The following is a 13711-nucleotide window of genomic DNA, read 5'->3' on the forward strand; positions in this document are numbered from 1 at the left end:
CCTTATTTTTTGAAAAAAATGATTATTACATCCTTGTTCATTGTAGGATTAAAGGTTGATTTTTGAAAATCTCCGTAAACAGAGAGAACAGACAAGCCAACTTCATCGGCATAATTTACCAATTCCGATGAGGAGAGTTTTAATAATATATTGGATTCGTTTGATGTTTCATATTTCCCTTGAACTTGTGTAAAATAATTAATAGCAAGAAAAATCACATCCTTATCTGGTATGAGTGTTTTAATGACAGTAACTTTTTTGCCATTTATTTCTTTTTGCACATATTTTGTTTGCATTTCTTTCATATCGGAATGCTCATAATTAAGGATTTGCAGGATAAAAGTACCACGGGGAGATAATAGGTTTTTGATTTGGGCAAAGAAATCAGAAAGAAGATTTCGGTTAGGTAACAGGCATAGCGAATTGCCAAGACATAGGATAACATCCCAGTAACCGATAAGAGGTAATTTAACAATATCACCTACGATATAACGGATATTGGCTGACTGCTTTTGTCTTTTTGCATACCTTAACATATCTGGACTAACATCTACCCCGATAACAGATGCTTCTTGTTCTGCGAAAAATCGTGAATGAACACCCGAACCACAGGCAAGGTCTAATACTTGTGCAGGCTGTTTATATTGTTTCAATATCTCCAACAACAAGGGTCCTTCCCGTGATAATCGAGCCTTTTCATCAAACAACAGCGAGTAAAACTCTGCAATACTATTGAAACCCATGCAAAGGCACCTTTTAGATTTGTAAAAAATCATAAATAATTAATTTGAATATTCCTATACCTATTGTATCAAAAAAATCATGTAGAGATATAGGAAAAAAACAGTTCTTTTATAAATGACATTAGGACGGTATTTTGCTATTTATCTGTATCATTTTTAGGTAATGAAATTAAATTGTGTGTAGGTGGTAAGGAAGTTTGTCTTTTGATATTAACGGATTGTGCCTGTTCTATTTCCTGTCCTATTAATTGTGCAAGTTTTGCCATGGTTTGATAAAGGAATTGAACCTCTGACTTTAAGTTTTCAGCTGTTGATGAACTTTCCTCTGCAACGCCAGCATTTTGCTGTGTCCCTTTATCTATCTCTGTTATTGCTTTGGTGACCTGAGCAATTCCATTAGATGCCGATGCAGAGGTATTTGTTATTTCTTCCATTATATTTGAAGCCTCAATAACCCCTTCTACCATTTTTTTGAAATTTTCAGATGCATTATTTGTAATAGCGGAACCTTGCTTCACTTTATCCACAGTCTGTCCAATAAGCGATGCTGTTAAACGAGCGGCTTCTGCGGCTTTCATTGCTAAATGCCGAACCTCATCCGCTACTACTGCAAAACCTGCACCTGCTTCACCAGCTCTTGCTGCTTCAACAGCCGCATTTAAAGCCAAAAGGTTTGTTTGGAAAGCAATTTCATCAATTGTTTTTATCACCTTGGATGTCTCGAAACTGGCATTTTCAACTTCCTTCATGTATGTGCTCAAACTCTGGATAGACTCTTCAACTTTTTTAATCTCTACTAATTCTTTCTGGATTATTTGATTGGCTTTGGAAGAGCTATCAGCACTCTTCTTCCCGATGGAGGAAAGTTCCTCAAGCGTAGAAGTTATCTCTTCAATAGATGCAGCTTGTTCGGATGTAGATTCTGCAAGAATTTGATTTCCTCCTGTTAACTCCTGAACACCGGATAAAACAGATGAGGCAGATTCCCGAATACTATCTGTAATTTCAGATATATTTTTTGTTACTTTTCGGATAACATATAAAATTATTAGAGCAGAAATAAGAATGATACTTGTGCTTATTATAATGTTATTTCTCGTGTTTCCTGTGAGCTTTAAAACACTCTCTTTGCCCAACTGTACAGGAGCCGATTCAATTTTCGTTAAAATATCACGCCCTAAGAGGTTTAATGATGATATTTTTTCGTCCAGAGTTTCTAAATTTTTAATATATTTGACAGTAAGGTCATTCATTAATAATCCTGCTTTCTTGGCATTCACGGGGAGTTGGGCAAAATCGGTATTTTTCAACCTTTCTATATCCCTATCTACATTTTCAAACAAAACTTTGAAAAAATTTATAATTTCTTCTTTCGCGGTAGTATCGTAAGATAATCGTTCGAAAATATTTAGTAATTTATAATTGGTTGTTGTGTTTATTAAAGCCCCAACAATTACCAATTTTTCTAATGTGGTTACTTTGCCTTCTTCTGATGGGTCTACAAGTCTTTTTACCACTTCATTAATATAGGTATCCGACTGTAAAATATTTTCTTCAGCCTTTTTTCTAACATCAGCCTTTAACTGCAAGTTTTCAGACCGTATCTTTTCAATCTCTGTGCAAAGTTGCAATATATTTTCAATGTCTTTTTTGTATGGGAGAAAAATGTTATTTTTTAATATAAACTCCTTTTTATTCTCTATTTCTGAAATTGGAGTTCGATTAGATATAAAACTGTCAATTAATGTCCAAAACTCACTAAATTGGCGACTTGCATCTGCAGATGTATTTATATTTTGAGAAAGGGAGTTTCCTAAATTCCTACCGTAAACAAATAAAATACCCTGAATAATAATTAATAGTATGTATGTTAAAATTATCGCAAATAATAGTTTCCCTTGAAAACCTTTAAATAGCATAGATTTTTTCATTTTAGTTAGTCCTTATCATAATATGGATAAAAAATTGGAACACATATCATAGTCAATAATATAAGATTAAAACAAAATACTATGATTAGATTTCTTCCTCTAAAGTATTTTAATTTCATATCCTGGTGAAAATTAAATATTTCGGGTAAGTATTTTATGGCGGTGTTTTGAGAAGTTATCAAGGAGATATTGGATTTTAGTAGAATATCTCAAAATAAATTTGGGTAGAGGAGGTTGTTATGCAAGTAGAAGTTATTTCCCATTGCAATGAGATTAATCGGTGCAATCAACGAGGAGGGCGAATGTTCTCTATTTTTGATTTGTTAGAACGGGAAACGCTGGATATAGAATTAGCCAGTTTTGCCCTTTATTGGATTAGTCAGGGTGCTTCATTCCTTGTGGGAGCCAATCCCGGGGGAGCAGGGAAAACCACGGTAATGGGTGCTTTACTGAACTTTGTTCCATTCAATGTGCCCCTTGTTGCTGCTACAGAGCAGGAAATATTTCAGGGAATAAAACAAGGACAAAATAAGAAGAAAAAGTGTTATATATGTCATGAGATTGGGGAGGGACATTGGTTTGCCTATCTCTGGGGTTCCGCATTACGAAATTATTTTTCACTATTAGATTATGGGCATATTCTTGCTACCAACCTTCATGCCGATGATATAGAAGAGGCATACGACCAGATATGTATTGAAAATCGTGTCTCGGAAAGATATTTCCGCCGGATTAATTTGATGTTTTATATCCGTATTTTATCTGGATACCGAAGGAGGATAGAAAAGGTATATTTTTCACGAGGAAATATAGCCCACGAGTTGGTTTATGAGGCTAACAAACGGGTGAATTTGATTAGTAATTACATAGAAAATCAAATATATTTTAAGAAATGTCAGGATTTCTTAATCTCACATCTCGGGAAACTACATACTATTGAGGAAACACGGCAAGCGTTGCTAACATTTTTACCCGTAGAAATAACCTGATTTTCTTAATCCAATTCAATGTGTTTTTATTTCAGGTATTCTATAAGCTGGGAAGGTGAAATAGGGATTTCTTTTACACATCGGAAACCAATAAAGGGTGAACGCATTTCCGAATCTGCACTTCGACTTTGGGCAAGGGAAGTTTGGGGAGACGCAAAATCACCGCCCATAATAACACGGGGACAAAAATCATCTTGTGAACAATCGGGATTGGCAGGTGTGCTTGTCCATTCGGATACATTTCCTAACATATCAAAACAACCCATAGGGCTTTGGTCATCAGGATAGGACTTAATAGGTAGTGGAGTATTATTCACATTACCTACATTTGCCGAATTATCCTTCCATACATCGCCCCAGGGATACATTATTTTTCTTTCTCCCTGTGCGGCTCGTAGCCATTGCCAGACGGTGGGTAGACTTTTTTTGTAATAACTGGCATAAGCGAGAGCATCAAAATAATTTACCATTGTAATAGGTAATAAATCCTGTTTATCTGTATTGACATTGAACTCGGGAGAAGGTGGAAGTTCCCAATTTACAGAACCTGATGTGCAGAATGTTTTGTATTGTTCCTGGGTTACTTCGTTTATATCGATGAAAAATGCGGGGACAGTATATTGTTGGTTGTTCCATGTAACATTCCCTTCAGGAATGAGCACCATTCCCTCATGTTCGCAAAATATGGCAGAGAGGTAACGAGCACATGAAAATAACAAATCGAATGGAACTGTTTCGCCGGCATTAAATTTTGTTTGTATCTGTTGAAGTAGAGGTTCCCCCAAACTTAAGTATTGTCGTGCATCATCATCTATGGCTGCCCTATCTTTTGCTTTTTCAGCAAGACGAAGTAGCAATTTGATATAGGTGCTTACGGTGGGGACCTGATTACTATTAAGAACGACGAGATTCCCTTCCGAAAGGGCTTCTTGTGCGAGCAATTGTTCTCTATATCGTTCGGCGAAAAATAATCCTGCAGAACAAAGTAATAGAATAAGGGTAACTAAAGACCAGCCTATTACTTTTGGTGTAAGAAAAGTCTTCCATTTTTTAATTCGTTTTGTTGGATGAGAAATAGAGATTTCATCACCAGCGAGCACCAGATTTTTTAATGGCTCTAATGCCTTTCTTAATTCCCCGGCACTCTGGAAACGGTTTTGAGGGTCGGGTTGAATGCATTTCTCTACGATTTTATCCAATTCCGGGGGAAGTTCTTTGACGAGTTCTGAAGCCGGTTTTGGAATCCCTGTCGGAACCTGACCTGTTAATATCTCATATAACATAATTCCACAACTGTAAATATCTGAACGAGCATCTACATCCCTGCTATTTCGGACCTGTTCTGGGGACATATAGAAAGGTGTACCCATTACAACGGAGACACCCGTTAACCTTGTATCTGCCATCAGTTTTGAAATACCGAAATCCATCAGTTTTACAGTGTTTTGTGGAGTAACCATCACATTTTCGGGTTTGATGTCGCGATGAACTGTAAACTGGTGGGCATATTCCAGAGCGGAACATAACTGGTCAAAGTAAATTAATATCTGTTTCAATGGAAGACGCTGTCCCGGTAGCATACTTTCCAGAATACCCCGTAGGGATTTCCCTTCGATGTATTCCATAGATATATATAGGATATTTCCTGCAATTCCTATATCATGCACGCGAACAATATTGGGATGAGATAATTTTCGGGCAATGCGGGCTTCATTCAAGAAACGGTCAACAATCATGGGGTCTTTGGCAAACTGGGGCAATAATAATTTTAAGGCGACTTCTTCTTTTAAGGTGTTGTCGAACACCTTATAAATACTGCCCATACCGCCCCTACCGATGAGTTTTACAACGGTATATCGGCTTCCAAAAATTTCTCCGCGGTGTAATGTCCCCTGTTGAAAATTAGGTGTATTCTTTTCATACGGTATTCGCTCTGCTTTCTTTGTTTCTGCGGTCATGGGACTGATTTTTATGGCTGGCAATGGAGCCTTGCACTTCTGGCACTGAGTAGCTCCATCGGGATTAATATGATTACATTTTGAACATCTTACCTGTGCCATTATAAAACCTTTTTTCTACAAAAAATTTACTTCATATCTATTATATACTTAACAGGAGTTTCTATGAAAAATCTTTCTGCTATACTTAATTTGTTTTGAAATAGTAGATATGTATCTAATTAATTCTGGGGTTTGTTCACGAAGAGGGGAAACATTGTGTTTGAATTTTTACCAATTCAAAAAAAGTATAAGGGTCTACAAAGGCAACGGTATCTGTTTTTTGTTGCGTTAAGTCAATAACTGTTTTATGCCAGGTCGGAGATTTTAAGATAGTTCGGATAAATCGGAAGGAGGGTAATGGCTTCTTTGCATATTCGGCTATGATATCGGAAGATTTTTCTGGAGGTTCCATTAAATCTATGCCCATGCGAACATACGGTAATTTCTTTTCATAACAACCTAACGAGGATATTTTCTGGGCAGTAATTCCATCGGGCGAGAATCGGGAATATGCTTCAAAGCCATCTTTATCTAAACCTGGGGCATAACCATCAATGATAAACCCTGTAATAGATAAGTCGAACCTTTTGCTATAAAACAAATTATGCTCGACCCAGGCATTCCAACCCGCAGGAATGCCGTATTCTCTATGGGAAGCAATTAACATTCCGGGATTCAGATAACCTGCCCCACAATCGCCATAGACAAACCAATCTTTCGGGCTTGCATGTGTTCGAACATAGTCGAATACATGAGGAACACGGCGGGACAAATTGGGATTAAAAGGGAAGATACAGGTAATTTCACCATGTGCTGGGTCAGACCACCATTTGGGCACAGTCTGATTTAACCAGGCGGCAGAGTCGAAGTCTCCCATGTAAAAACACACATATACTTTGGGGGCAACTTTACCATCGGAGGTTATATATCCTTGTTGTTTCAAATTCTCAAAGGTTGGTTTCTGATTTTGCGGGTAAAATGACTTTAACGGATAATGTTGATAAAACGAGGCATTTGCCATACCAGCAAGTCCTAAAGCATCAGCATCCAACACGCCATTAAAAGAAGAAACCATCTTGACAAATTCCCATTCGGTTGGCACTCCTTCATGTTTTCCGCCCATTCCTGCTTCTTTCGTATATTTCCATATCCATGGAGTAAAACCGCCTATCTGATAAATCATGCCCTTTGCGTTTCTGTACATACTCAATAAAATTTCTCGAAGTATTTTACGGTCTGTTCCCGCGGGTTGTTGAGGTTCATCATTTGCAGGCTCATCATCCCAGATTCCTAAATCGAAGAAGAAAGCCCTCCGAGATATGAAAAAATCATGATTCATAAGGGTGGCATTTGGGAACGAGGCTGAAGAAGGCTTTTGAAACCAGTATCCGTCAATGTAATAGGCTAAAAATTCAGGACTGCATAAACCCGTATCTAAAAATTGTTCTTTTGCCCAGAGGTAAGACCGTGCTTTTAAACTCACGGAGGATATATCGGAATAATCTTTCGGCTTTATCGTAGGGAGAATTTCTAATGTTTCGTTATTTACGAGCCATCGAAGATTTTTTGTAAAAGGAAGATTTGTTGCGATAACTTTTTGGAAAGCACTTTCATTTGAGGTGTCATATCTCAAACAAATACGATTTTCCAGCCCTGCGATTGTACTGGCAAGATTAGATGAGGGTTGCACTTTTTCGGAGTATATAACTATTCCCTCGATAAAAGGATGAAATACATTCAGCAAAGTAATCCAATCATCTACCTGTTTTACCTCTTTTTTGTCTAACCACCCGCCCGATTTCCGAAATTCATTCCACCAAAAATCATCCGTTTCTTTCATAAATCGGACAAATAAGCGTGGTTCTGCACGATTTACTATTCCCTGTAAAGAAGCCAATAAATGTCCTGTATCCCAGGCATCGCGAGCGTTGTTTTCGGTGTTCATATCTTTTTCTGTTGACCATGAGAAGTCATAATAGTAAATAGGCATAGGTTCTGATATTGCAAAAGGCGGAGCCAAAATTAATAATGAGAGAAAAAACAACATGGTTTTCCCCTTGTATGTTGTTATTCGCTTTCGTATATATTTTTAAGTTACAGTTGTTTTATTCTTATATTTCGGAATTCTACACGGGAGCCATGTCCAAGTAAAGCAATGTGTCCTTCTTCATTAAGCAAACCGGGGTGTGCCTTTTCATCCGGGCTGGGTTTGCTTGCCAGTTCTTTCAAGTCTGCTGTTAAAATCTCTACTCCATTGACACGGACGGATATTTTTGAGCCCTGTAAAAGGATTTCTTGCTGGTTCCATTCTCCACATTTTTTTAATGGAGCAGGGATTGCAGGAGCTAACACACCATATATAGAACCGTGATATTGATACGGTTTTAAACGGCTGTTTTCCGGGGCATTGTCATCTAAAATCTGTATTTCCATTCCATCATACGCGGCATGTTTCATATAAGGAACGCGTAAGCCGATACCATTATTCGCACCGGGATACAATTTAAACTCAAATCGTAAAATAAAGTCCTTATAAGGCTTTTCTGTAAATAGATTCAAATGGCAGGTAGGTAAACAGACTAGTTTCCCAAATTCAGGAACAAATCCGCGAGTATATCCACTCCAACCTTTCAAGTCGTTACCGTTAAATAGGGATGTAAACTGGTTGTCATCGTTATAGATTATAGGCAGGGCAGCAGGGGCATTTTTACATTTCTCAATATGTTTCTGAATATTTTCTTTTAATGATGCATCATCGATATATTTCAAAGCATTTTCCAGATAGGGAACCATATCTTGTCCTGTAATGCCGTTTTCGTTGTTTTTATCCGGCAAGGCAATTCGCACCAGTGTTTTGTTAGCAATATCTGCGAACTGAGGATTGTTACAATATTTTGCAACAGTCAGGAATGAATCGCTATTGCATATTCCCCCTAAGATGTTAAACATATCCCCTATGTTTTCGGGCCTAATTTCAATAGCCTGTCCACATATCCATACCTTTTCATCTGGGGCTAAATCGGGCAGGGATAAAAAGCGGATGAGTGTTTTCCATACATCATTACGGTAGGGATGGTTAGGGTTCTTTTTTAGGAACGCAATTATATTATCAGCAAGTTTCGGATTATCCCAAAGGGCAAGAGCAGAAATGGCACTTTCTATTTTTACCTTGTTTGTAGAAACATCAGAAGGTAGATTGAGCCATGAAAGGACAAAATCCCGTGCCGCGGTGTCATCTACTTTTGCAAGGATAGAAAGTAATAATCCATATTGTTCTGGTTTTGCTTTGTCAATTGCAGAAAAGATGGGCTTGCAACGGTCTTCATCCTCTTCACTTCGTAATATTTGAACAAGGGCTTCACTAATAGCGTCTTGATTTTGGTTTTTCGGGTTGGTCAATTGTTTGATGAGAGTAGGAACATCCTTCGGCGTGCCCATGAAGGCTATCGCATTGAAAGCCGCTTTTTGGACTTTTGCATCTTTGTTTTTTGTCTGTTGAAGTGCAAACTTGAAATATTTTTCTGCATGCCGTTGAGCCAGAATGTCCAGAGCAATAACTAATTGTTCTTCCTTCAGTTTTTTCAGAGACGAACCCAATTCTGCAACGGTTTCCTTTGGGGGTGTTTGAAGAAGAGCCTGTTGAATAGCATTTAAATCGGATTTATCCGAAGTCTCTTTTAACCGTTTTACCAGAATGGGTATCGCTTTATCTGCATCCATCTTTATTAAGGACTGTATTGCTTTCATTCGAATTTTCTCGTCCGAATGGTTTAATAAAGGTGTAATAGCAGGAATAAACAAGGGGTCTGGGGTTTTTCCTACGGCGTCCAGAATTTGATAGACATTGCCACCAGAGGCACTTTTAACAAGTGCTTCTTTTAATATATTTTTACTTTCTTTTGTATTCGTTTGAGACAAATATTGTAGTGCAACAGCAGATATTTCCGATTGAGGATTGTAAATTTCACGGGCAAACAAATCCAGAACATCTTTGGGAGGTAGATAGGCAAATAAATGTAGTATGGCACATATAGCCCCGATATCATTCTCTTTATATGCTTGTTGCAATAGGGCTTCCAAAATATTTTTCTGTTGGGGCGTTATGCTGCTTTGTTTTGCTACCCTTTCTATCTGTGTGAAGAGCAAAGAATAAAATTGTTTTTTGGCAAGTGGCTTATCCGCATTTAATTGTGTTTCCAAAAGTTTGTAATATTTTTCGCTGTCATTTTCCAATTGTGCAAGAGCAATTAATATCACTTCTTTTGTTTCGGGTGTAGCAGAGTTGAATAATTTTTCTAATTCTGTAATTGCTTGAGGATTGCCTATCCCTGCCAGAGCAGAGATAATCCCTTGCTGACATCTTCCTTCGGAATGGGAAAGGTTTTCACAAAGTTTTTGAAAGCATATATCGTTATTTATCGTTTGCAAGGCACGGATGGCATAATCACAAAGGTCGGGATTACCGATATACCCAGCGATTGCTTCTACAGCCAGAGGATTTCCCAACATCTGTAGTTCGCTAATTAAAAACGCCTTGATTTGTATATCTTGATTTGCTTGTAGTGCTTTTATAAGACCTTTTGCTACGGTGTTTTGGAGTTCTATCGGTTGTGTAGACGCATAATTGACTAATATACGGACGAACAGCCTTGCATTACGGTCATCACCCTGAGGTTTTATATGCTGACATAGTTCTGCAATTTTTGTTTCGCCCTGTTTGCAGAGTTCTTCACAGATAACATAACTTTCTGAAAGGGACGCAGTCCCTATTTTTTCTAACCATTGCGTTATGTCTGCCCTTGTTGCAAGGGGAATAAAAAGGAAAATGGCTATAAGGGTAGAAATTGTAAATATTTGTGTTAATTTATTCAATCTTTTCATGGTTGGTTCTCCTTATACTTGTAAAGTCCAGGGTGCACGCATGGGTTGGTCAATAAGTCGGTTTGCTTCTTCATCGCCCACAAACACTTGCTTAACAGGGTCGAAACGCAAACTTCTGCCCAATTGCATAGCAATCTTTGCCAGATTTACAATGGTGCATGAACGATGTCCATTGGTTTCATTTAGAGGAAACTTTTCCCGTGTGCGAACAGAATGTGCAAAATCACAAGGCAAAGGCTCAGGATTGGGAAACGAGGCTAATTTTTTCTCAAAATTAGGAATATCCGATTTTAAGCCCGGGTAAAGTTTCCCTTTAGGTCCTTCGAGATAAGGCAATCCGGGTTTCCCTTCTCCATCGAGAATAATTTCACAGCCATCTTCATAGCGGAGACGAATCCATCGGAAAGAACTTACGGCGTCCGGATGTTGAGGTGGTGCGGATACCTCGATTTCTACAGGGCTTGTATCATCTTTGCCTAACAAATATTGGACCGGGTCTAAATAGTGTTGTCCCATATCCCCCAGTCCACCACCATCGTAATCCCAATATCCGCGGAAGGTTGAATGAACGCGATGGGGATGATAAGGCTTATACGGGGCAGGACCTAACCAGAAATCATAATCTAATTCGGGAGGAACTGGTTGCGGTTCTAAATCTGTTTTTCCTGACCAGAAAAATTTCCATGTAAAACCTGTGGACTCGCCCACATTAACTTTCAAGGGCCAACCTAACATGCCACTGTCCACAACTTTTTTTATTTCGTATGCGGTTGTGCCAAAGCCATAAAAAGTGTCCTTCATTCGGAACCATGTATTCAGGCGAAATATACGACCATACCGTTGAACTGCTTCTACTACTTTTTTCCCTTCTCCAATGGTGCGGGTCATGGGCTTCTCGCACCAAATATCCTTACCGGCACGGGCCGCATCAACGGAAATAATGGCGTGCCAATGCGGAGGTGTTGCAATATGCACAATATCAATATCCTCACGAGCAAGCACTTCACGATAATCTTTGTATCCCTTAACATCCGGTCCTGCTTTTTCCATTGCCTGTTTCAGGTGCTTTTCATCTACATCACAAACAGCCAGTAGCCGTCCATCTGTGTATCCAATGTGTCCCATTCCCATACCACCAACCCCGATAATAGCACGGGTCAATTCTTCGTTCGGTGAGGCATAGGCTTTACCTCCTAATATGCGTCTCGGTAGAACCATGAAACCCAATCCTACCGCACCCGACGCCTTTAAAAATTCTCTACGCGTTGTTTTCTTTCGAGACATATTTTTATCCTCCAAAAACATAGGTTACTTATTTATATTAGAACAATCGTTTCTATTATGTATAAATATCATTTTATATTACAAAAAAGAATTCATATAGATGAAGAATAAAAAAGAGATTTTCGAAAGGATAAGAAGACTATTAACCCTCTATGGGGTAAGTAAATAAGGGATTTTCTAACTTTGTTTTATTCTTCGTGAAAGCATATTCTATTCTTTTGTGTGCTTTTATTTTTGTTTCACATCAATATCTCTTAAAGGATAACCAAGAAAGATTAGAAATCCCACAAAGGCACTTAATCCTCCTGCAATGGCAACCCATCGCAATCCTTGTTCCGTTACTTCATTACTTCCGCTACCCCAATATGCCAGCACAGAGAAAATTCCACCCGAGATACCTATAAATATTTTTTGTATAGTTCCCTGAATAGCAAAAAATATCGCATCGCGTCTTGTTCCCGTTTTCTTTTCATCCTCATCAATTACATCGGTCAATATGGCGAAGGGTAATACTGCTAATCCTGCCACAGGGATACCCATCCACATCACTACAATTAATAAATGAACAAAGGAACTTCCTATCGGATATAGACCTACAGCCGATAGGAAAAATAATCCCAGACTTGCCAGTAGTAATGTCAGAGAGAAAACGCGATATTTCCCAAAGCGTTCCACAGCCGGACCTACAAAAGCAAATAAACACATGGTAATCAGCAATAGAGGCAACATCAGGTAAGTTACAAAAGCCTCACCTTTCCCTAAATATACCTTAACCCAGAATGGGAGACTCATTACAATACAGGTAAATGCAAGAAAATAAAAAGAGGTTCCAAAAACAAGATGCAAGAACGACCTGCTTTTTAATACCCATATAGCGGACTGGATAAATGAAACATTTTGTTCATCTTCTTTTGGGACATTGCGTTCTTTCCCTGTGATAGCGATAGGAAGTAATGAAGAAAAGGTTAGGAATCCAACCAGTAACGACATTATTGTCCAGCCATAATTTTCCTTCACCACACCTACCAGTGCAAATACCACACTGCCGAGCATAACGAAAACGCCTTGAGCTGTCATTAATCGAACACGGTCCATGCTTTCTTCACCCAATTCTGTAAGTAGAGATAGGTAAGGTGTTAATACCCCTGGATAAAACAAAAGATATATTTGTATTACAAGGTAAGCATAAACAGCCTGCAACCAGAGAGGTGCCATTACAGGTGGATGCCACATTAAAAAGAAGAATATCACTAATGGCAACAATCCAAACCGAACAAAAGGTATCCGCCGTCCCCATCTCGTCCGACAGGAATCACTCCAATGACCAATGAGCGGTTCCGCAACGGCTCCACAAACACGAGCTATCATAAATATAATACCGAAAAGCGAAGCGGATAACAAAGCGTCTTTTTCATTCGGCACATATCGCATAAAAATCCACTGTGTAAAAACCATATCCGGCAAAGTAAGAGCAATACCTCCCAACCCAAACGATACCTTTGTCTTTAATGAAACCGCCATAAATTACCACCTATTTCTAAGTTAGAGTGATACTCCAAAACTTTTCACGGTGAGGTAATTATATCAAAATAAAACCTAAAAAACATGCGCAGATAATTAATTCTTATCGGTTACTTAAATATTATTCTCAAAAAATTCTATAAAAATTTTTATGCGGGTTATGATTATGTTTATGAATAAGTGTGAATGAATGGCTAGCCTATGTTTTTTGCCTGTGTAAAGGGTGCTGACGGGGGTTGCTTTGATGGAATAATTTTGAGTGTTTTTTCTTTTGTCCATAGTGCAAAGGTATAATAAAAAAGTAGTATAATTGACATGGTATAAGAAAATATGCATAATATTATGTATAGTGAAATAATTTT

Annotated in this window: 8 protein-coding genes; 1 reads left to right on the top strand and 7 read right to left on the bottom strand. The window is 38.3% G+C overall.

The annotated features are described in order from the left end of the window. Nucleotides 1-2 precede the first annotated feature (2 nt). Nucleotides 3-743, bottom strand: coding sequence for a class I SAM-dependent methyltransferase (locus tag PLA12_00870; GenBank protein ID HOQ31042.1), 741 nt, complete (start codon nt 741-743; stop codon nt 3-5). Between the two features lie 137 nt (nt 744-880). After that, nucleotides 881-2674: a methyl-accepting chemotaxis protein gene (locus PLA12_00875; GenBank protein HOQ31043.1), complete on the bottom strand. Its 1794-nt coding sequence runs from the start codon at nt 2672-2674 to the stop codon at nt 881-883. Between the two features lie 239 nt (nt 2675-2913). Between PLA12_00875 and PLA12_00880 the strand changes: the two genes are divergently transcribed. After that, nucleotides 2914-3663 carry a hypothetical protein gene (locus tag PLA12_00880; GenBank protein ID HOQ31044.1) on the top strand — a complete coding sequence of 250 codons (750 nt, stop codon included), beginning with the start codon at nt 2914-2916 and terminating at the stop codon, nt 3661-3663. Between the two features lie 26 nt (nt 3664-3689). On the opposite strand, the gene PLA12_00885 is transcribed toward PLA12_00880, so the two are convergent. From PLA12_00885 to PLA12_00905, 5 genes are all read right to left on the bottom strand, one after another. Next, on the bottom strand, nt 3690-5723 hold the full coding sequence (locus PLA12_00885; GenBank protein ID HOQ31045.1) for an SUMF1/EgtB/PvdO family nonheme iron enzyme: 2034 nt from the start codon (nt 5721-5723) through the stop codon (nt 3690-3692). A 136-nt stretch (nt 5724-5859) separates the two neighbouring features. Then, nucleotides 5860-7710, bottom strand: a complete 1851-nt coding sequence (locus PLA12_00890) for a GxGYxYP family putative glycoside hydrolase (GenBank protein HOQ31046.1) — start codon at nt 7708-7710, stop codon at nt 5860-5862. A gap of 47 nt (nt 7711-7757) precedes the next feature. Then, nucleotides 7758-10544, bottom strand: a complete 2787-nt coding sequence (locus PLA12_00895; protein ID HOQ31047.1) for a DUF1080 domain-containing protein — start codon at nt 10542-10544, stop codon at nt 7758-7760. A 12-nt stretch (nt 10545-10556) separates the two neighbouring features. Then, nucleotides 10557-11828: a Gfo/Idh/MocA family oxidoreductase gene (locus tag PLA12_00900; GenBank protein ID HOQ31048.1), complete on the bottom strand. Its 1272-nt coding sequence runs from the start codon at nt 11826-11828 to the stop codon at nt 10557-10559. A 228-nt stretch (nt 11829-12056) separates the two neighbouring features. Continuing rightward, nucleotides 12057-13349 (bottom strand): MFS transporter, encoded by a 1293-nt coding sequence (locus PLA12_00905; protein HOQ31049.1) that lies wholly within the window; start codon nt 13347-13349, stop codon nt 12057-12059. Nucleotides 13350-13711 lie beyond the last annotated feature (362 nt).

It is taken from the genome of Candidatus Hydrogenedens sp., from assembly GCA_035378955.1.
Taxonomy (GTDB): Bacteria; Hydrogenedentota; Hydrogenedentia; order Hydrogenedentales; family Hydrogenedentaceae; genus Hydrogenedens.